This window comes from Novosphingobium sp. LASN5T (assembly GCF_003856955.1).
Classification (GTDB): Bacteria; Pseudomonadota; Alphaproteobacteria; order Sphingomonadales; family Sphingomonadaceae; genus Novosphingobium.
In genome coordinates, this window is record NZ_RQSI01000004.1 from 70,268 (window position 1) to 88,984 (window position 18,717).

An 18,717-nucleotide genomic window follows, 5' to 3' on the forward strand; every position below is an offset into this window, starting at 1 on the left:
TTTGTGGCTGGACGTATCCTGCTGGTCGAAGATGATCCCCAGATCGGCGATTACATCGCGCGGGGACTGGATGAGGAAGGTTTCACGGTCGATCGCGCCACAACCGGGCGCGATGGTCTTTTCCTGGCCACCGACAGCCAGTTTGACGTGGTGGTGCTGGACCGGATGCTGCCGGGGATGGATGGCCTTTCCGTGCTAAAGGCGCTGCGTGCGGCCGAAGTGCGGACGCCGGTGATCATCCTGTCGGCGCTTGGCAGCACCGACGACCGGATCGCGGGGCTGACGGCGGGCGCGGACGACTACCTCGGCAAACCGTTTTCCTTCGCCGAACTGCTGGCACGCGTGCAGGCGCTGATCCGGCGTGGTGGCGGAACGGCGCAGAAGCCGGCGCAGGAAACGACATTGCGGTGCAGCGATCTCGAACTGGATCGGCTCACCCGGCAGGTGCGCCGGGGAACGCGCAAGATCGCGCTGCAGCCGCGCGAATTCCGCTTGCTGGAGTACATGCTGCTGCACCAGGGCGAGGTGGTGACGCGAACCATGCTGCTGGAGGCGGTGTGGGACTATCACTTCGATCCCGGCACCAACGTCATCGACGTGCATATCAGCCGGCTTCGACGCAAGATCGACGACGGGGAGGATCAGCCGCTGTTCCACACGGTGCGCGGTGCGGGATACCGGCTGGCGCTGGACTGAGCGGACCCGATGTCGGCCCGGCGGCGCCCTTCTCCAACCATGATGCGGCTGGTTGCCGCCGTGTTCGTGCTGCAACTCCTGTCCAGCATGGCGGCGATCTTCTTCCTGCGCACCGAGATGCTCGAGGTGGTGCGCAGCGATCGCGTGCGGCAGGTGACCGATCTGCGCGACGATCTGCTGACCGCCTATTACGACGGCGGCCGCGACGAACTGGCCAATTTCATCAACGCCAAGCGCGGCAGCGCGGCGGACCCCACGGTGTTCATCGCGCTTTCGGGGCACGGGCCGACGATCCTCAACAACCTGTCGCGCGTGCCCTCGATTTCGGTGTCGGCGCAGCCGCACATCGTGCACATCCATCGCGGCCCCAGCCTGCCCGAAACGGAGGGGATGGCGATCGCCAGCAGCCTGCCTGGCGGCGATACGCTGGTCGTCGGCGTGCTCGGCGCGGTCGAGCGGCGCTTCACGCTGGCCTTCGCGGCCGCAATCGGCCTTACCGTCGTCATCGCCGTAGCCCTTGCCACCGTGAGCGCGCTGCTGCTCGGTTTCGTGATCAGCCAGCGCACGCATGAGATCGCCGACACCGCGGCGGAACTGGCTTCCGGCAATTTCGGCGCGCGCCTGTCGACGCGGGATACGGGGGACGGCTTCGATCACCTGCGCCTGCAGATGAACCTGATGGCCGAACGGATCGACGAACTGGTTTCGCAGCTAAGCGCCATTTCCGGAGCGTTGGCGCACGACCTGCGCTCCCCCGTCACCCGGCTCTCGGCGGCGATCGACACGGCTCTGGCGCGCGTTGACGAACCCGGCGCGGCGGACGCGCTGCAGGCGGCGCGGGCGGATGCCGATGCGCTGCGGTCGATGCTGGAAAACGCGCTGGAGATCAGCCGGCTGGAAGGCGGCGCCATCCAGGATCGGCGCGTGCCGCTGGATCTGGCCGCCGTGGCCGAGGATCTGGTCGAACTCTACGAACCGCTGGCGGAACAATCGGGCGTGACGCTGTGTGCCGATGCGCGCAGCGTCACCGTGCCGGCCGATCGCGAATTCCTGTCCCGCGCGCTGGCCAATCTGATCGACAACGCGCTGAAATATGGCGGCTCCACCATCACCGTGGCCACGCGCGCGGCCGAAGGCTGGGGCGAGATCATCGTCAGCGACGATGGACCCGGCATTCCCGAGCAGGACCGGGCGCGCGTGGTCGAACGGTTCGTGCGGCTCGACAACGCACGCACGCGCACCGGGGGCGGGCTGGGGCTCGCCATGGTCGCCGCCGTCGCGCGGCTCCATGGCGGCGAACTGGTGCTGTCAGGTGAGCGCGGGCTCGTGGCTACCCTGCGGCTCCCGCGCTGAAGGCGCTTCGGGCGGAGCGGCCGGGGCCGGAGCGGCAGCGGTGGCCGACGGGGCGACGCTTACGCGGCCAGTCCGTTCCAGCTTGCCCCAGCCGATCCCCAGCCCCGCCGTCGCCGCGCCCACCGCGCGGATCACCACGCCATACATCAACTGGCGATAGACGAAGCGTTGCGTCAGCAGCAGCAGCGCCGGGAACCGCTTTTCGCGCACGTCGAGGCGATAGGCGATCCAGCCGCACAGCAGGTCCACAGTGGTAAAGCCGATCCAGTAGATGCCCATGCGCAATACGTCGGTCTGCGTCTGATCCCAGCCGTGCTGCATCACGCGCACGATCGTTCCCACGATCGAGATGCCGAGCGCCAGATCGATCAGCGGCGAAATCAGCGCGAACAGGATCTGGAACAGCCAGGCCTGCGGCATGCCCACGAAGGCAAGGCCGCTGGGGTGCCGCTCGCGCAGGATGGCGCGGTGCTTCCACAGGCACTGGAGCGTGCCAAACGCCCAGCGGAAACGCTGCTTGCCCAGCGCGCGCAGCGTTTCGGGCGCTTCGGTCCACGCCACCGCGTCCTCGTCGTAGGCGATCTTCCAGCCCTTGCGCTGGATGGCGATGGTCAGGTCCTGGTCCTCGGCCAGCGTGTCTTCGGGATAGCCGCCGACGTCCTCCAGCGCGCTGCGCCGCCAGGCGCCGACCGCGCCGGGCACCACCATGATCGCGTCGAACCGGGTCAGCGCGCGGCGTTCGATGTTCTGCGCGGTGACGTATTCCACGGCCTGCCAGCGCGTGACGATGTTCACCCGGTTGCCGACCTTGGCATTGCCGGCGACCGCGCCGATGTGATCGAGTTCGAACCAGCGCACCAGTTTGCTGATCGTCTGCGGCTCGAACTGCGTATCGGCGTCGAGCGCGACGATGATCTCGCCACTGGCCTGTGCCAGCGCCCGGTTGAGCGCCGAGGCCTTGCCGCCGTTGGCCATGGTCATCAGCCGTACGCGCGGTTCGTTGCCGAATGCGGCCGACACGATCGGGCTGGTGCGGTCCTTCGATCCGTCGTCCGCCACGATCACTTCCATGTGCGGATAGTCGCTGGCGAGAATGCGGTGGACCGACGCCTCGATCACTCGCTCCTCGTTGTAGGCGGGGATGATCACGCTCACCAGCGGGCGATAGGTGGAATCGCGCGACAGGCCCAGGCGGCGTTCGGGGAACAGGGCCAGCGCGGTCATGCTGATCGCCCGCGCCATGCCGAGCGCGATGGCGAAGAAGAAGATCCAGTCCAGACCGTCGATCGCCGCCGCCAGGCTCGAAAAGATCGCCACGTCGGCGCGCACGGCCAGCAGATCCAGCCCGGAAACCTGCGGCATCACGTCGTCGCGGGTCAGGCCGGCCAGCGTCGATACCGGCACGAAGCGGTAGCCTTCGGCCTGCAGCGTGGCGATGATGCGCGGCAGCGCCTTCACCGTTTCCGCCCGGTTGCCGCCGCCATCGTGCAGCAGGATTACGTTGGCGGAACGATCGCCGTTGCCGTTGCGCACGGCATCGAGCGTGCGCTGCACGATCTCGTCGGCGCTGCGGCCCTTGACCCAGTCGCCCGGATCGGCGTGGAGGCCGACGATGGTATAGCCCTGTTGCTGCGCTACCAGCGCCGGCCCCAGTTCGTCGGTCGTGGTCGGTTCGGCATCGCCGAAATAGGGCGCGCGGAACAGGCGGGTGGAACGGCCGGTATAGGCTTCGATCAGGCGCTGCGTGGCGTTTAGCTCCAGCTTGATGCCGGTATCGCTCTCGTCCGCCATGTTCGGATGGGTGTAGCTGTGGTTGCCGATCTCGTTGCCTTCGGCAACAAGGCGGCGCAGCAGCCCCCGGTTGCCCACGCCGTTTTCGCCGATCACGAAGAACGTGCCGGGGACATGGTACTGTTCCAGCACGGAGAGGATTTGCGGCGTCCAGACCGGATCGGGGCCGTCGTCGAAGGTCAGCGCCACCAGCTTGGGCCGGTCGCCGGTGCGGCGCACGACATAGGGTGTGGGCAGCGTCACATACTGTTCGCCAGTGATCAGGTTCGAGCGCGGATCGAACGAAACGGCGCGCTGGCCGGGCGTCGGCGTCGCGTCGATGCGCAGGATTTCGCCATTGTCCTCGACATCGGCATTGGTCGATTCGCTGATGTGGCCAAGGTCGGGCCGCGCGCCGGCCGCACGCCCGGCCCGGGCGCCGGCGTTCCAGCTCTTGAGCGTGTTCCAGAATCCCGGATCTTCCGAGCCCAGCCGCCACAGCGCGACCGAATTGATGCCCATGCGCGAAAGCACCTGCATCTGGTTCCAGCTGGCGGCGGCATCGAGCAGCCACACGTCATGGCGCACGCCGTTGTCGGTATAGGCGAAACCGGGGTTTCCGCTTGCCTTGTCCCAGGTGGGCGTTGCCCCGCTGTCGTGTGCGGAAAGCCAGGCTTCCTCCACCGTGAGGCTGTCGGCATGGCCTTCGTGCCAGTCGTAGGCATAGTTGCCCAGCGCGACGATGATCTTGCTGGCGGCCACGCCTTTCAGCGAATCGGCGAGGTGCGCCGTGAACCAGCCGTTCGAGGCGATCGGGCCGGGTTCTCCACCCTGCCAGTGCTCGTCATAGGCCATGAGCACGACCTTGTCGGCCACTTGCGCGAAGGCGCGCGTGGACCAGGCCGGATCGTCGACCGGCATGGTCACCGATACCACCCGGTGTTTCGGCGCAAGCCGCGCGTGCAAATCGGCCACGAACTGGCGGAGCAGCCCCAGGCTGCCTTCCGGCATGTTCTCGAAATCGACCATCACCCCGCCGTCGCCGGTCTTGTCGAGGAATTGGTCGACGCCCTGCACCAGCGCGGCGCGGCGGGCCGGGTTGGCCAGCGCGCGGGCAGTGCCCGCGCCGTCCCACGTGCCGTTGCTGGCGTTCTGCAGTACCGGAACGACCAGGGGGCGGTGAATCGCGGCGGCGAGGACGCGGCGCATCCGGGCATCGTCGTTGGCATGGAGATTGCCGGCCTGGTCGATCGACATCAGCGTGGGCGCCACCCAGTCCAGCTCGCCGGCGTGGTGCGCCAGCGTATCGGCGCTGTCATCGGTCCACGACGTGTAGAAACCAACGGTCAGCGGCGCGCCGGGCTTGCGCGCGGGCGCGGGATTGTGGCCGAACAGGCGCTCGATCCGGTGGGAGAGACGGCTGACCTGTGCCTTCAGGGGCAGCGGTGCGGTGCGTTCGGTCCCGAACGGCAGGGGGGAAGGGGCGCTGACGGTCGCCACGGTCGTCGCGAAAATGGCGCAGACGGCCAGCAGGAGCGCCAGAATCGCGAAGGCGCCGCGGCGCGTCCAGCGGCGGCGGCGGCCAGTCGGATCGAAAAAGATTGGACGTGACACCAGCATTCCCCGGTTCTGGCCTCGCGCCATCTGGCGCGCGGCCGGTGACGGCAAGGCAGTTGGAGAATGTATCGGAACAGGGGACCGTCACGTTGCGATCCATCGACAACTGCCTTGCCGCCGGACTGTTTTCTAGGCTGGCGCACGCAACGGTGGCGTGAGCAAAACATTACGTTTTGGCCATGGAGGGCCTGTTCCGGATTTCCGAACATCATCAATGGCATTTGAGCACTGTCCCGCCGGCGTCCGTGCGCTTAAACCGGGCGCCAGCAGAAGGTGAGATCATGTTGCAGCCCGTCTATTTCCTGTCCCACGGCGGCGGCCCCTGGCCATGGCTGGAAGGCCCGTTCCGGCGCGATTTCGATTGGCTCGAAGCCTCGCTCAAGGCCCTGCCCGGGCAGTTGCCCGAACCGCCCAAGGCCGTCCTGGCGATTTCCGGGCATTGGGAAGAAGCGGATTTCACCGTTTCCAGCGCCGCGCAGCCGGGGATGGTCTATGACTATTTCGGCTTTCCCGAGCACACCTACCACATCCGCTATCCCGCGCCCGGATCGCCCGCGCTGGCGGAGCGCGTGCGGGAGCTGGCGGCGCAGGCCGGCATCGCGATGAACGCCGATCCGACGCGCGGGTTCGATCATGGCACGTTCTCGATGCTCCAGCCGATCTATCCCGATGCGCAAGTGCCGGTCGTAAGCCTGTCGATGAAGGAAGGTTATGACCCGGCCGCGCATCTGGCGCTGGGGCGCGCGCTCGCCCCGCTGCGCGCGGAGGGCGTGCTGATCATCGGCTCGGGCTTGTCCTATCACAACCTTCGCATGTTCGATGCACGCGCGTCGGCGCCTTCCGCGCAGTTCGACGCCTGGCTGCGCCATGCCCTGATCGACCTGGCGCCGGAGGATCGCGCGCGGGCGCTGGAGCAGTGGGATGCCGCGCCTTCCGCGCGGATCGCCCACCCGCGCGAGGATCACCTGATCCCGCTGATGGTCGCCGTCGGTGCGGCGGGCAGCGATCCGGCCATCTGCGTCTATTCGCAGAACGATCTGCGCGGTGGCATCACCGCGTCGGCCTATCGCTTCGGGCAGGACCGCAGCGCCAGCGGGTTCGACCGGCTGGCGGCGTGAGCGGTCAGCGCCCGTCGAGCCGCCGGCCCATCGTCACCACCGCCTGATCCTCGTACCCCAGCGCGGCATAGAAGGCGCGGGTGGGCAGGTTGTCGGTGCGGACCATGAACATGATCTTGGGGCAATCGCGCGCCTGCAGCCAGACTTCGGCGGCCGTCATGAGGCTTCGGCCGATGCCCTGCTGCTGCCGACCGGGCGCGACGCCCAGATAATAGACCCAGCCCCGGTGCCCGTCGAACCCGACCATGACCGCACCGGCGAGCGTATCCCCGCCGTCCTCGGCCACCAGCACCGTCGACGCCGCGTTTTCCAGCGCCAGTCGGTAATCCGCCTCGGGATCGTTCCACGGCCGCGTCAGGCCGGCGGCGCGCCACAGCGCGATCACCGGATCGCGATCCTCGGCCGTGGCTTCGCGTAGCGTTATCGGCACAAGCCGATCACTCCCACTCGATCGTGCCGGGCGGCTTGCTGGTGTAGTCGTAGACCACGCGGTTGATGCCCTTCACCTCGTTGACGATGCGCGTCGCCACGCGGCTGAGGAAGGCGGCATCAAACGGGTAGATGTCCGCCGTCATGCCGTCGGTGGAGGTCACCGCGCGCAGCCCGCAGACGCTGTCGTAGGTGCGGAAATCGCCCATGACGCCCACAGTCTTGACCGGCAGAAGCACCGCGAAGGCCTGCCAGATCGCGTCATAGAGGCCGGCGTTGCGGATTTCCTCGAGGTAGATCGCATCGGCCTTGCGCAGGATGTCGCAACGGTCGCGCGTCACTTCGCCGGGGATGCGGATGGCCAGGCCCGGGCCGGGGAAAGGATGGCGGCCCACGAAGATCTCGGGCAGGCCCAGTTCGCGGCCCAGCGCGCGGACTTCGTCCTTGAACAGCTCCCGCAAGGGTTCGACCAGCTGCATGTTCATGCGTTCGGGCAGGCCGCCCACGTTGTGGTGGCTCTTGATCGTCACCGAAGGACCGCCGGTGAAGCTGACGCTTTCGATCACGTCGGGATAGAGCGTGCCCTGCGCCAGGAAATCGGCGCCACCGACTTTCTTCGCCTCGGCCTCGAACACGTCGATGAAGGTCTTGCCGATGAACTTGCGCTTGGCCTCGGGGTCGGTCACGCCTTCGAGCCCCTTGAGGAACAGCGTGGAGGCATCCACGTGGACCAGCGGGATGTGATAGGCGTTGCGGAACAGGCTCACGACCTGTTCGGCCTCGCCCAGCCGCATCAGGCCGTGGTCGACGAACACGCAGGTAAGCTGATCGCCGATCGCCTCGTGGATCAGCACGGCGGCCACCGCCGAATCGACGCCGCCGGAAAGGCCGCAGATCACCCGGGCATCGCCCACCTGTTCGCGGATTTCGGCGATCTTGGTCTTGCGGAATTCCGCCATGGTCCAGTCGCCGGCGCAGCCGCAGACGTGGCGCACGAAATTGGCGATCAGCTTGCCGCCATCGGGCGTGTGGACCACTTCGGGGTGGAATTGCGTGCCGTAGTACTTCTTCTCGTCGTTGGCGATCACCGCGAAGGGCGCGCCGTCCGATACCGCGACGATGCGGAAACCAGGCGCGAACTGCGTCACCTTGTCGCCATGGCTCATCCACACCTGATGGCGCTCGCCCGTCTGCCACAGCCCGTCGAACAGCACGCAGGGTTCTGTCACGGTCAGGAAGGCGCGGCCGAATTCGCCGGAATCACCGGGCTCCACCGTGCCGCCGAGCTGGTGGCTCATGACCTGCTGGCCATAGCAGATGCCCAGGATCGGCAAGCCGCTGTCGAACAGCACCTGCGGCGCGCGGGGAGAGCCATCGGCGGGCACGCTGGCGGGCGATCCCGAAAGGATGATGCCCTTGGGCTTCATCCGCTGGAACGCGGCTTCGGCCTGCGTGAACGGCGCGATTTCGGAATAGACCCCGGCTTCGCGCACGCGCCGGGCGATCAGCTGCGTGACCTGGCTGCCGAAATCGACGATGAGGATGGATTCGGAAGGCTCGATGCTCATGGCAGGCCGATAAGGGGAGGGCCGGTTTCTGTCCAGCCGTCGCGTCCCTCAAAGCGATTGTTCGCGATTATTACAGTTGCGTTACATGCAATCATGGGCGCTTGCTTCGCACTTGCAGCATACGTCAATTGGCGTATTGCGCGCCTCGGTTCGAAAAAGCTCCAGCCCACCCTGCCGGCGCTTCCTCGAAACCGAGAGGATGTCTGCGAAGGTACACCATAACAGGAGGTATACCATGCGCAGCTTTGCGACTTACGCGCTGCCGATCATCCTTGCCGCTGGCCTCAGCGGAATGATGTTCACCGTCACGCTCGCCTGAGCCGACGGCACAGCCAATACAGCGCTACCGACAAAAGCGGCTGCCCCGGTGGGGCGGCCGTTTTGTTTGTGCGCGATTCGTTTGAGGGGCAAGCGCCGGCCTTTGCCGTCAATGCTTGACGGAACCGCCCGCACGCGGACACCAGCGGAGTGTGACCGTCACCCGCTTCGCCCCCAGCCCCAACGGCCCGCTCCACCTGGGGCATGCCTATGCCGCGATCGTCGCGCAGGATCGCGCGGCGCGGGATCAGGGCGCATTCCTGCTGCGCATCGAGGACATCGACGGCGCGCGCAGCCGGCCGGAACTGGCGGCAGCGTTCCGCGCCGACCTTGCCTGGCTGGGATTGAAGTGGCGCGACGTGCCGCCCCAGTCGCAACGCATCGCCACCTATGCCGCCGCGGCCGACACGCTGCGCGCGGCGGGGCTGCTCTATCCGTGCCGCTGCACGCGCGCCGAAATTGCCGCCATGGCGACAAGGCAGGGGCCGGACGGGCCGGTCTATCCCGGTACGTGCAGGCCGGGAACAGGCCGCGAGCATCCGGTCGCGCCCGGACCCGATGTGGCCTGGCGGCTCGACATGGAGCGCGCCGTGATCGCCGCTGGGGAACTCACCTGGCGCGACGAGCGGCGTGGCACGCAGCAGGCGCGGCCCGGCGCGTTCGGCGATGTGGTGCTGTGGCGCAAGGATGCGCCGGCAAGCTACCATCTTGCCGCGACGGTGGACGATGCGGCCGACGGGATCACCGTGGTCACGCGCGGGGCGGACCTGTTCGCGGCGACTCACGTTCACCGGCTGTTACAGGCCTTGCTTGGCCTGCCGGTGCCGGTGTGGCACCATCACCCCGTGCTGGTGGAAGCGGATGGCCGCAAGCTGGCCAAGCGGCGGGACGCGCCTTCGCTCTCGGACCGCCGGTTATCGGGGGAAGATGGCATAGCGCTGGCCGCCGATCTGCGCGCTGCCCTTTTTGACACTGGTATTTCACTCTCCGAATACGTAAACCAAGCGCCATGAAGTATGTCCTGATCCCGCTGCTGATCGTGCTGATGGCCATGGCGGTCATCTCGCTGGTGCGCGGCATCATCGCCTTCCTGAAGTCCACGCGCGAGGATCTGGAGCGCGGCGACCAGCAAGGCGCGACCGAAATGCAGCTCCTGCAGAACAAGATGATGTTCAACCGCATCAAGTATCAGGGGCTGGCGGTTCTGGTCGTGGTGATCCTGCTCGCCGCTTCGCGCTGATCCCGTCACGAAGCCGCCGGCACCGGACTTGCAGCGATGGTGAAACTCAACAAGATCTACACCCGCACGGGCGATGACGGCACCACGGGGCTGGTCGATGGGTCGCGCCGCGCGAAGCACGATCCGCGCATGATCGCGATCGGCGAAGTGGACGAGGCGAACAGCGCCATCGGCCTTGCCACCGTGGCCGCGCCGGAGGCAACCGCGCGCGACCTGCATCGCATCCAGAACGACCTGTTCGATCTCGGCGCCGATCTGGCGACTCCGGGCGAGGATTTCACCCCGTCCGAGATGGTGCTGCGCATCGTTCCGGCGCAGGTGGCGTGGCTGGAACAGGCGATCGACGTGCTGAACGAGAGCCTGCCGCCGCTGACCAGCTTCATTCTGCCCGGCGGAAGCGAAGCGGCGGCACGGGTCCATCTGGCGCGCGCGATTGCGCGGCGCGCGGAGCGGGCCGGGGTGGCGCTGGGGGCGGAAGAGCCGGTCAACCCGGCCGCGCTGGCCTATCTCAACCGCCTGTCGGACTATCTGTTCGTGCTGGCCCGCGCGCTCAACGCCGGTGCCGATCCGCTGTGGGTGCCGGGCGCGAACCGCCCCTAGGCACGGTGTCCATGGGCGTTGCCATGCTGCGGGTGCGAAGCTAGGGACAGGACCCGTTACTGGCGCGGTCGAGGTTTGAAGCAAAATGGCCTTGTGCAAGGAGAGAGGGCGCAGGAATATGTCGATATTTCAAGCCGTCTCGACGCCGCAACAGGCCATTTTGGTCAAATCCCTGCGGGACGTCCAAATGGCTTCCATCTCGAACCGAAAGGCGCTTGCAAAGACGTCCAGTCTTAGCCGCGCGCCTTCCGGCCCGATATGTTCGCCATTTGGACGCCTCGACCGCGCCAGTAGCGGGTCCTGTCCCTAGGGCGCTTCCTATCGGCTATGGAGAAGGCAGCCATGCAAAAAGTCGCGGTGATCGGTGCGGGGCAGATGGGCTCCGGCATTACCCAGGTGGTCGCGCAGGCCGGCATTCCGGTGCTGTTGTCGGACGTGGACCTCGCGCTCGCCGAAAAGGCGAAGGACCGTATCGCCAAGGCGTTGGCCCGGCTGGTGGAAAAGGAAAAGATCACCGCCGCCGCCGCGGACGCCGCCGTCGCCCTGATCACGCCGGTGGCGGATTATGCCCCCATGGCCGATGCGGAACTGATCATTGAGGCCGCGACCGAGCGCGAGGAGATCAAGCGCCGCATTTTCGAAAGCGCCGGCAAGGTGCTCGCCGCGAACGCTATCATGGCGAGCAACACCAGCTCGATCCCGATCACGCGCATGGCCGCCGCGTCGCCTGATCCGGCGCGCTTCGTTGGTCTGCACTTCTTCAACCCGGTGCCGGTCATGCAGTTGATCGAGGTGATTCCGGGGCTGGCGACGTCCGCCGATACGGTGACGCGGATGCGCGCCTTCGCCGAAACGCTGGGCAAGCAGGTGGTGCAGTCGGAGGACGAGGCGGGCTTCGTCGTCAACCGCATCCTGGTGCCGATGCTGAACGAGGCGGCGTTCGTGCTGGGCGCGGGCACTGCCTCGGTCGCGGATATCGACAAGGGTTGCCGGCTGGGGCTGAATCACCCGATGGGGCCGCTGCAACTGGCGGATTTCATTGGCCTCGATACCTGCCTGGAAATCTGCCGCGTGCTGTTCCATTCGACCGGCGATCCCAAGTACCGCCCCGCCCCGCTGCTGGTGAAATACGTCGAAGCCGGCTGGCTCGGCCGCAAGACCGGGCGCGGGTTCTACGACTATGCGGGTGCCGAGCCCGTGCCGACGCGCTGACCCCCGATGCAGACGATCCTGCTGCTGTCGCTGTCCAACCTGTTCATGACGACGGCGTGGTACTGGCATCTGCGCGGCGGGCCGCAGGTGGCGGAAGCGCGGCCGGTGGTGATGGTGATCGCGATTTCGTGGGGTCTGGCGCTGGTCGAATATTCGCTTGCCGTGCCGGCCAACCGCATCGGCTATGCCCATGGCTGGAGCGCGGGGCAGCTCAAGGTGGTGCAGGAAGCGATCGCGCTGGTGGTGTTCGGCCTGTTCATGGTGTTCGTGCTGGGCGAACCGCTGCACTGGCGCCATTTCGCCGCCTTCGCCTGCCTGATGGGGGCGGTTGGCTTCCTGTTCGTCGGGAAGTAGCCGTCAGGCGGCGCGCAGCCCGGTCAGCCCTTTGGCGCCCCGGTCCTGCGCGGAAAGGCCATCGAACACCGCATCGATGATCCGCGCGAGCTTTTCCTCGCTCAGCCGCTCCATCAGCATGATCATGGTGGGGATCGAGCAATAGGGCGCGACCATCTGGTTCACCAGGCTGATGGTTTCGTCCACGCCCAGTCCGGGGAAAAAGCCTTCGCCCATCGCCTCTCCGATGATCACGCCCAGATAGTGATCGGCCAGATCGACATAGCTGCGCACTTGCTCGAAGTGTTCCTCGCCGATCTCCACATACATGCGGAAGGCGGTGGGATCGGCATCATACCCCTTGCGCATCGAGATGAAGCGCCGCGCGAAGAATTCGTACATCTTGCGTCGGGGCGGAAGATCGCTGGCAAGCACCTCTTCCATGATGGCGACCTTGGGGCGGAACCAGAATTCGGCCACCGCCTCCATCAGCGCGTCCTTGCCATCGAAGTAGCGGCCCAGCACGGCGGGGGATATTCCGGCGCGCGCGGCCAGTTCGTGCATGGTCAGCCCCGATCCGCCGCGCTCCTCGATGATGGCGCGGGCAAGGGTGACAAGGCGTTCGCGCTGGTCGTCGGCGTTTCCTGAGGCACTGGCCATCGCTTTGGATTCCTCCCGGCGTGTCTTTATCCGATTCTAGGGACGCGCCCCACCGGTTTCAATTGCGCGCAAAAACGAATCGCTCCGCATTGCGGAATGCCTTCATCGCGTCATCGCGATCGGCTAAGGCGCTGCATCGTTTCAACAGAGACAATCAGGTTCGGGTCCCATGACGTATGTTCTGCGCGGTGCGGTCGCACTGACCGTTTCCGTATTGCTTTCCGCCTGTGCCGGTCCGATCGCTTCGACCGGTCCGGGCGCGGGCAGCCCCGCCGTGACCGAAGCCGGCCCGGTCGAAGTGGGCATCATCGCGTTCAACGATTTCCACGGCAGCCTCGAACCGCCGCGCCAGTCCGTGCTGGCGCCAGACGGCAAGGGCGGAACGATGCAGGTTCCCGCTGGCGGCGCGGCGTGGTTCGCCTCGGCTCTGGAATCGATCCGCTCGAAATATCCGAACCATCTGACGGTTTCGGCCGGCGACATGATCTCGGCCTCGCAACTAGCCTCCTCGCTCTATCTCGACGAGCCGACGATCGGCGTGATGAACCGCATCGGCGTCGATTTCAACGCGGTGGGCAACCACGAATTCGATCGCGGCACCCGCGAACTGCGGCGGATGCAGGACGGGGGCTGCGAGAAGTTCACGGCCAAGCAGCCCTGCCAGCTCGAACCATTCACCGGCGCCACATTCCGCTATCTCGCGGCAAGCACGAAGGATGCCAGCGGCAAGACGCTGTTTCCCGCCACGGGCATCAAGAGCTTCGGCGAAGGCAGCCGCAAGGTGACGATCGGCGTGATCGGCCTGACGTTGAAGGGCACGGTCGATCTGGTCAGCCCTGAAGGCATCAGGGGTTACACGTTCGCCGACGAGGCGGACACGATCAACGCGGCGGTTCCGCAGCTCAAGGCGCAGGGGGCGGACGCCATCGTTGTGCTGATCCACGAAGGCGGCAAGACCAAGGGCACGCCCGATCCCAATGGCTGCAATGATCTGGTGGGCGATATCAAGCCGATCCTCGACCGGCTGGACACCCGCGTCGACCTCGTCGTTTCCGGGCACACCCATTGGGAATACGTGTGCGATTACGGCAAGATCAACCCGGCCAAACCGATCCTGCTCACCAGCGCGGGCGTCTATGGCAAGGAAGTGACCGACATTACGCTGGAGATCGATCCGGTGCGGCACCAGGTCGTGTCGAAGAAGGCGCACAACGTCATCGTGCAGTCGATCCCCTATACCTCGGCCACCGGCTTGCGCGAAAATACCACGCTCTATCCGCAGTTCCAGCCGCGGGCCGACATTCTCGAATACGTGAAGCGCTACGTCGATGCGTCCAAGGCTTTCACCACGCGCCCGATCGGCAAGCTCTCCGGCCCGGCGACGCGCGGCGACGGCGCCGAAAGCGCGTTCGGTGGCACGCTGGGCAACCTGATCGCCGACGCCCAGCTCGCCGCCACGCGATCCGCCGGTGCGCAGATCGCCTTCATGAACCCGTTCGGCCTGCGCGCGCCGATCGTCCCGGCGGCCGATGGCATGGTCACGTTCGGCGATCTCTATCAGACGCAGCCGTTCGGCAACGAGGTGGTTACCGAGACGATGACCGGCGCGGAGATCAAGGCGACGCTGGAACAGGGCTTCGACAGCAACGGCCCGGAGCAGGTGCTCTCGCCCTCGGCCGGGTTTAGCTTCCGCTTCGACCGCAGCCGGCCGATCGGCGATCGCATCGTGGCGATGACGTTCAACGGCAAGCCGCTGGACCTGAAGGCCCGCTATCGCGTTACCGTGAACGGCTTCCTGGCGTTGGGTGGCGACACCTTCTCGGGCTTCGTCGGCAAGCCCGATGCGGTGACCGGTCCCACGGACATGGAGGCGCTGGAGAGCTGGGTGAAAGCGGTGCCCTTGCGCACGGTGCCGGCGGAAGTCCGCGCGGCGCCGGTCGGGCGCTGACCGGCGGCGTCAGTCGTCCAGGTTGCCGAAATCGGTCAGCCCCTTTGCGGGGTGGCGCGGCGTGACGCTGCGGTAGAAGGCCGCCACCTTCTCCATGTCGGCGCGGTAATCGCCGGTGGGCCAGATCTCCGGACCCAGCCCGCCGGTCTTGGTGCCATAGTCCATCAGGCCGCACACCAGCGGAACACCCGCGCCCAGCGCGATGTGATAGAAGCCCGTGCGCCATTGCCGCACCGCGCCGCGCGTGCCCTCGGGGGCGATCGTCAGCATGAATTCGTCACGTACGGCGAATTCGTCGATCATCGCCTGGACCATGTTGTTGCGGGATGACCGGTCGATGGCCACGCCGCCCATGTCGCGCATGAAGCCGCCCAGCGGCCAGCGGAACAGGCTGCGTTTGCCCATGAAATGCGCCCGGATGCCCAGGGCGTCGACAAGGCCCAGAAAATAGACGAAATCCCAGTTAGACGTGTGCGGCGCCGCGATGATCACGCAACGCCGGCTGGCGGGCGGAGTGCCCACGGCCTTCCAGCCCTGGCGGCGATAGAACCACAGCAGCACGCGCCGCACGATCCGTGAAAGGCGGCCCGGCCGCCGGTCCCGCACCCTGTTGTCTGGCATGTCCTCTCCCCCGATGCGGTTTTCTATCGCGGGAAAGGGGGCGTGTCGAAGAAAGATGCGGTCGACGCGCAGGGACGGTCCGCTGCTTGACGATAATGAGCATGGCTATTATCGGCATGGCGTGCAAAATAACATTGCCTTCCTCTCCACCGATGTCGGGCGTCTCTTCCGCAAGCGTTTCGACGTTGTCAGCCGTGATCTGGGCGTAACGGGGCCGCAATGGCGCGTGCTCGCCGCGCTGAAGCGCACGCCCGGAATCAACCAGGGCGCCCTGGCGCAGTGGCTGGAGGTGGAGGCGATCACGGCCGGACGGATGATCGACCGGCTGGAAAAGGCGGGGCTGGTGGAGCGCCGGCCCGATCCGGCAGACCGCCGCGCCTGGCGCTTGTTCCTGACCGATGCAGCCGCGCCGTTGCTCGATGACCTGGCCCTGTTCGCGCAAGGCGTGTTCGCCGAAGCGCTGACGGGCTTTTCGCAGGATGAACAGGACATGCTGGTGCGCTTGCTCGAACGTGTTCGGGCCAACCTTGCGGAGGATAGCGCCCCGGCTGCAAGGGTGAGCCATGGCTGAAGCCGATCCCTTTCCGGGCAAGCCCGGCGAAAGCGACGTAGAATCGCGGCAGGAAGCAATGGCTTCCGCCGCCCGCCATACCGCGCGGACCCGGCTCAAGCGGGTGCGGATCGTGCTGTTGACCGTGGTGCCGGCGCTGATCGTCGCCGGTGGCCTGTGGTACTGGTTCGGCAACGCCGGTTCGCTCGAAACCGACAATGCCTACGTCAAACAGGACGTCGTTTCGATCGCCGGGGAGGTGACCGGACTCATTACCTCGGTCCGGGTCCGCGACAACCAGGACGTGAAGGCGGGCGATGTCCTTTTCACCATCGATACCTCGCCCTACGAGGTCGCGATCCGGCAGGCCGATGCGCAGATCGCCACGGCACAGGCGCACGTTACCGCGCTGCAGGCGGACGTCGGCGCCAACGCCGCCGATCTGGGCGCGGCGCGCGATGACCTTGCGCTGGCGCAGGCGAACTACAATCGCGCCAGGGCGCTGATGGACCGGGGCTTCAACACGCGCGCCAACATGGACGCGGCGGAGCACGCGGTTGCCACCGCGCGGGACAAGCTGGTCGCGATCGAGGCCGAAGTGGCTAAGGCGCGCGCGCAACTGGCGGATGGCGCGCAGGTGCCGGGCGTGAACCCGGCGATCGCCGCCGCCCAGGCATCGCACGCCAAGGCCGCGCTCGATCTGCGGCGCACGGTGGTCCGCGCGCCTGCCGATGGCCGGATCACGCAGGTTTCGCGCTTGCAGATCGGGCAGATGGTGTTCCCCGGTGTGCCGATGCTCAGCCTGGTGCGGGCCGACGGCGCGCGGGTGGAGGCCAATTTCAAGGAAACCGACCTCGACCGCATGCGGCCGGGGCAGCCGGCGGAAATCCGGCTGGATGCCTATCCCAAGCTGCGGCTGAAGGGCCATGTCGACAGCATCGGCGCGGGCACCGGATCGGAGTTCTCGGTCCTGCCCGCGCAGAACGCCACCGGCAACTGGGTCAAGGTGATCCAGCGCGTGCCGGTGCGCATCGCCATCGATGAAAGATCGCCCCGGCCGCTCATCGCCGGATTGAGCGCGGTGGTGTCGGTCAACGTCGGCAAACGCTGATGGCAGCGGCGGCGCCGTCCGGACCCCGGCGGGAGGAGCTGCCACCGCTGGTAGTCAAGCATCGCGGGCCGCTGCTGTTCGCGGTCATGGCCGCGATGGTCATGCAGATGCTCGACACCACGATCGCCAACGTCGCGCTGCCGCACATGCAGGCCTCGCTTTCGGCGACGCAGGAAACGATCAGCTGGGTACTGACCAGCTACGTGCTGGCCTCCGCCGTCACGCTGCCGCTGGCCGGATGGCTGGTCGACACGATCGGCATCCGCCGGGTGTTCATTTCCTCGGTGGTGATGTTCACGGCGGCTTCGATACTGTGCGGGCTGGCGCAGAGCCTGGAACAGATCGTGTTCTTCCGGGTGCTGCAAGGGCTGGGCGGCGCGTTCCTGTCGCCGCTGGCGCAAACGATCATGCTCGATACCAGCACGCCGGCGGAACGGCCGCGCATGATGGGCATCTTCACCCAAGGCGTGATGCTGGGGCCGATCGCCGGTCCGGTGCTGGGGGGCTACATCACCGAGAACGTGAGCTGGCGCTGGGTGTTCTTCATCAACGTGCCGATCGGCATCTGCGCGGTGATCGCGCTGCTGGCTCTGCTGCCGCAGACGCCGCGCCGGGAACGGCGTTTCGACGTGTTCGGCTGGGTCCTGATCGCGCTGGCAGTCTCGACGCTGCAACTGATGCTGGATCGCGGCGCGCAGAAGGACTGGTTCGGATCGGGCGAGATCGTGGCCTATGCCGTGATCGCTGCGGTGGCCTTCTGGATGGCGATCGTCCACCTGGTGACAGCGGACCATCCGCTGTTCCCGACCGCGCTGTTCCGCGATGGAAACTACGTCGCCAGTCTGGGGCTCTACTTCCTGGTCGGCATGGTGATGATGGCGGTGCTGGCGCTGTTGCCGGGCCTGTTGCAGGGCATCTACGGCTTTCCCGCGATCGACGCGGGCTGGCTGCTGGCGCCGCGCGGCCTGGGCATGCTGCTGTCGATCACCCTGTTTGGCCGCTTCATCAACCGGTTCGATCCGCGCATTTCGCTGGCCATCGGGCTGTTCCTGGCGGGCTGGTCGCTGTGGCTGATGGCGGGATGGACGCCGAACATGCCGATGCGGCCGATCTTCCTGACGGGGATGTTGCAGGGGCTGGGCCTCAGCTTCACGTTCATTCCGATGAACCTGATTGCTTTCGCCACGCTGCCGCCGCAGTTGCGCGCGGATGCCGCGGGGATGACCAACCTGTTCCGCAACATCGGATCGTCAATCGGGATCGCGGTCTGCACGGTGCTGCTGGCGCGCAACATCCAGATCAACCACGCGGAGCTGGGCGCGCGGCTGACCGCGATGAGCGTGCCGTTCGACATCAACCGCCTGGATACGTTCGGGCCGGTCGGCGATGCCGCGCTGGGCGTGGCCGACGGGCTGGTCAACCAGCAGGCGGCGATGATCAGCTATCTCAACGATTTCCTGATGATGGCCATCGCGTGCTGGGCGGCGATCCCGGTGCTGTTCTTCCTGCGCGCGGGTAAGCCGGCCCCCGGCGCGCCGCCGCCCGACGCCGACATGGGGCATTGAGCCACGGC

Annotated in this window: 17 protein-coding genes; 12 read left to right on the forward strand and 5 right to left on the reverse strand. The window is 66.7% G+C overall.

Going from position 1 to position 18,717, the window contains the following annotated elements; genetic code table 11:
• Positions 1-3 precede the first annotated feature (3 nt).
• Both EH199_RS04670 and EH199_RS04675 read left to right on the forward strand, forming a co-directional pair.
• Complete coding sequence (locus tag EH199_RS04670; protein ID WP_124808111.1) at positions 4-696, forward strand: response regulator transcription factor; 693 nt, start codon at positions 4-6, stop codon at positions 694-696.
• 39 nt (positions 697-735) lie between these two features.
• On the forward strand, positions 736-2,049 hold the full coding sequence (locus EH199_RS04675; RefSeq protein WP_124808112.1) for an ATP-binding protein: 1,314 nt from the start codon (positions 736-738) through the stop codon (positions 2,047-2,049).
• On the opposite strand, the gene EH199_RS04680 is transcribed toward EH199_RS04675, so the two are convergent.
• Positions 2,005-5,433: a glycosyltransferase gene (locus EH199_RS04680; RefSeq protein ID WP_124808113.1), complete on the reverse strand. Its 3,429-nt coding sequence runs from the start codon at positions 5,431-5,433 to the stop codon at positions 2,005-2,007. The two genes, EH199_RS04675 and EH199_RS04680, sit on opposite strands and share 45 nt — an antisense overlap.
• Positions 5,434-5,717: 284 nt before the next feature.
• On the opposite strand from EH199_RS04680, the gene EH199_RS04685 reads away from it, so the two are divergent.
• Positions 5,718-6,554: a class III extradiol ring-cleavage dioxygenase gene (locus EH199_RS04685; RefSeq protein ID WP_124808114.1), complete on the forward strand. Its 837-nt coding sequence runs from the start codon at positions 5,718-5,720 to the stop codon at positions 6,552-6,554.
• Between the two features lie 4 nt (positions 6,555-6,558).
• Here the strand turns inward: EH199_RS04685 and EH199_RS04690 are convergent, their stop codons facing one another.
• Together EH199_RS04690 and guaA are read right to left on the reverse strand one after the other, a co-directional pair.
• The gene (locus tag EH199_RS04690) at positions 6,559-6,984 is read right to left on the reverse strand and encodes a GNAT family acetyltransferase (RefSeq protein ID WP_124808115.1); all 426 of its coding nucleotides are present in this window, start codon (positions 6,982-6,984) and stop codon (positions 6,559-6,561) included.
• A 7-nt stretch (positions 6,985-6,991) separates the two neighbouring features.
• Positions 6,992-8,551, reverse strand: coding sequence for a glutamine-hydrolyzing GMP synthase (gene guaA, locus EH199_RS04695; RefSeq protein WP_124808116.1), 1,560 nt, complete (start codon positions 8,549-8,551; stop codon positions 6,992-6,994).
• 470 nt (positions 8,552-9,021) lie between these two features.
• On the opposite strand from guaA, the gene gluQRS reads away from it, so the two are divergent.
• The 5 genes from gluQRS (at position 9,022) to EH199_RS04725 (ending at position 12,275) form a co-directional block, all read left to right on the forward strand.
• Complete coding sequence (gene gluQRS, locus EH199_RS04700) at positions 9,022-9,882, forward strand: tRNA glutamyl-Q(34) synthetase GluQRS (protein WP_124808117.1); 861 nt, start codon at positions 9,022-9,024, stop codon at positions 9,880-9,882.
• Positions 9,879-10,109, forward strand: coding sequence for an HIG1 domain-containing protein (locus tag EH199_RS04705; protein WP_124808118.1), 231 nt, complete (start codon positions 9,879-9,881; stop codon positions 10,107-10,109). Before gluQRS ends, EH199_RS04705 begins: the two co-directional genes overlap by 4 nt.
• Before the next feature lie 36 nt (positions 10,110-10,145).
• On the forward strand, positions 10,146-10,709 hold the full coding sequence (locus tag EH199_RS04710) for a cob(I)yrinic acid a,c-diamide adenosyltransferase (protein WP_124808119.1): 564 nt from the start codon (positions 10,146-10,148) through the stop codon (positions 10,707-10,709).
• Between the two features lie 342 nt (positions 10,710-11,051).
• Complete coding sequence (locus EH199_RS04720; protein ID WP_124808120.1) at positions 11,052-11,921, forward strand: 3-hydroxyacyl-CoA dehydrogenase family protein; 870 nt, start codon at positions 11,052-11,054, stop codon at positions 11,919-11,921.
• A 6-nt stretch (positions 11,922-11,927) separates the two neighbouring features.
• Complete coding sequence (locus EH199_RS04725) at positions 11,928-12,275, forward strand: DMT family protein (RefSeq protein ID WP_124808121.1); 348 nt, start codon at positions 11,928-11,930, stop codon at positions 12,273-12,275.
• 3 nt (positions 12,276-12,278) lie between these two features.
• On the opposite strand, the gene EH199_RS04730 is transcribed toward EH199_RS04725, so the two are convergent.
• A complete protein-coding gene (locus EH199_RS04730; protein ID WP_124808122.1) occupies positions 12,279-12,914 on the reverse strand; it encodes a TetR/AcrR family transcriptional regulator in 636 nt (211 codons plus the stop codon).
• Positions 12,915-13,083: 169 nt separating this feature from the next.
• Between EH199_RS04730 and EH199_RS04735 the strand changes: the two genes are divergently transcribed.
• Positions 13,084-14,862: a bifunctional UDP-sugar hydrolase/5'-nucleotidase gene (locus tag EH199_RS04735; RefSeq protein WP_124808123.1), complete on the forward strand. Its 1,779-nt coding sequence runs from the start codon at positions 13,084-13,086 to the stop codon at positions 14,860-14,862.
• A 9-nt stretch (positions 14,863-14,871) separates the two neighbouring features.
• On the opposite strand, the gene EH199_RS04740 is transcribed toward EH199_RS04735, so the two are convergent.
• The gene (locus tag EH199_RS04740; RefSeq protein WP_124808124.1) at positions 14,872-15,483 is read right to left on the reverse strand and encodes a lysophospholipid acyltransferase family protein; all 612 of its coding nucleotides are present in this window, start codon (positions 15,481-15,483) and stop codon (positions 14,872-14,874) included.
• A gap of 55 nt (positions 15,484-15,538) precedes the next feature.
• On the opposite strand from EH199_RS04740, the gene EH199_RS04745 reads away from it, so the two are divergent.
• Genes EH199_RS04745 through EH199_RS04755 form a run of 3 tightly spaced genes read left to right on the forward strand, consistent with a single transcriptional unit; the run spans position 15,539 to position 18,709 of the window.
• On the forward strand, positions 15,539-16,054 hold the full coding sequence (locus tag EH199_RS04745; protein ID WP_168196061.1) for a MarR family winged helix-turn-helix transcriptional regulator: 516 nt from the start codon (positions 15,539-15,541) through the stop codon (positions 16,052-16,054).
• The gene (locus EH199_RS04750) at positions 16,047-17,144 is read left to right on the forward strand and encodes an HlyD family secretion protein (protein ID WP_124808125.1); all 1,098 of its coding nucleotides are present in this window, start codon (positions 16,047-16,049) and stop codon (positions 17,142-17,144) included. The genes EH199_RS04745 and EH199_RS04750 overlap by 8 nt, the downstream gene beginning before the upstream one ends.
• Positions 17,144-18,709 carry an MDR family MFS transporter gene (locus tag EH199_RS04755; protein ID WP_124808126.1) on the forward strand — a complete coding sequence of 522 codons (1,566 nt, stop codon included), beginning with the start codon at positions 17,144-17,146 and terminating at the stop codon, positions 18,707-18,709. Before EH199_RS04750 ends, EH199_RS04755 begins: the two co-directional genes overlap by 1 nt.
• The last annotated feature ends 8 nt before the right edge of the window (positions 18,710-18,717 follow it).

What these genes read in the sequence shown, in the direction of transcription:
- EH199_RS04750 (WP_124808125.1), top strand. Translation starts at nt 16,047, where the DNA reads ATGGCTGAAGCCGATCCCTTTCCGGGCAAGCCCGGCGAAAGCGACGTA.
- EH199_RS04720 (WP_124808120.1), top strand. Translation starts at nt 11,052, where the DNA reads ATGCAAAAAGTCGCGGTGATCGGTGCGGGGCAGATGGGCTCCGGCATT.
- EH199_RS04675 (WP_124808112.1), top strand. Translation starts at nt 736, where the DNA reads ATGATGCGGCTGGTTGCCGCCGTGTTCGTGCTGCAACTCCTGTCCAGC.
- EH199_RS04685 (WP_124808114.1), top strand. Translation starts at nt 5,718, where the DNA reads ATGTTGCAGCCCGTCTATTTCCTGTCCCACGGCGGCGGCCCCTGGCCA.
- EH199_RS04735 (WP_124808123.1), top strand. Translation starts at nt 13,084, where the DNA reads ATGACGTATGTTCTGCGCGGTGCGGTCGCACTGACCGTTTCCGTATTG.
- EH199_RS04740 (WP_124808124.1), bottom strand. Translation starts at nt 15,483, where the DNA reads ATGCCAGACAACAGGGTGCGGGACCGGCGGCCGGGCCGCCTTTCACGG.
- EH199_RS04755 (WP_124808126.1), top strand. Translation starts at nt 17,144, where the DNA reads ATGGCAGCGGCGGCGCCGTCCGGACCCCGGCGGGAGGAGCTGCCACCG.
- EH199_RS04745 (WP_168196061.1), top strand. Translation starts at nt 15,539, where the DNA reads ATGCGGTCGACGCGCAGGGACGGTCCGCTGCTTGACGATAATGAGCAT.
- EH199_RS04725 (WP_124808121.1), top strand. Translation starts at nt 11,928, where the DNA reads ATGCAGACGATCCTGCTGCTGTCGCTGTCCAACCTGTTCATGACGACG.
- EH199_RS04730 (WP_124808122.1), bottom strand. Translation starts at nt 12,914, where the DNA reads ATGGCCAGTGCCTCAGGAAACGCCGACGACCAGCGCGAACGCCTTGTC.
- EH199_RS04710 (WP_124808119.1), top strand. Translation starts at nt 10,146, where the DNA reads ATGGTGAAACTCAACAAGATCTACACCCGCACGGGCGATGACGGCACC.
- EH199_RS04705 (WP_124808118.1), top strand. Translation starts at nt 9,879, where the DNA reads ATGAAGTATGTCCTGATCCCGCTGCTGATCGTGCTGATGGCCATGGCG.
- guaA (WP_124808116.1), bottom strand. Translation starts at nt 8,551, where the DNA reads ATGAGCATCGAGCCTTCCGAATCCATCCTCATCGTCGATTTCGGCAGC.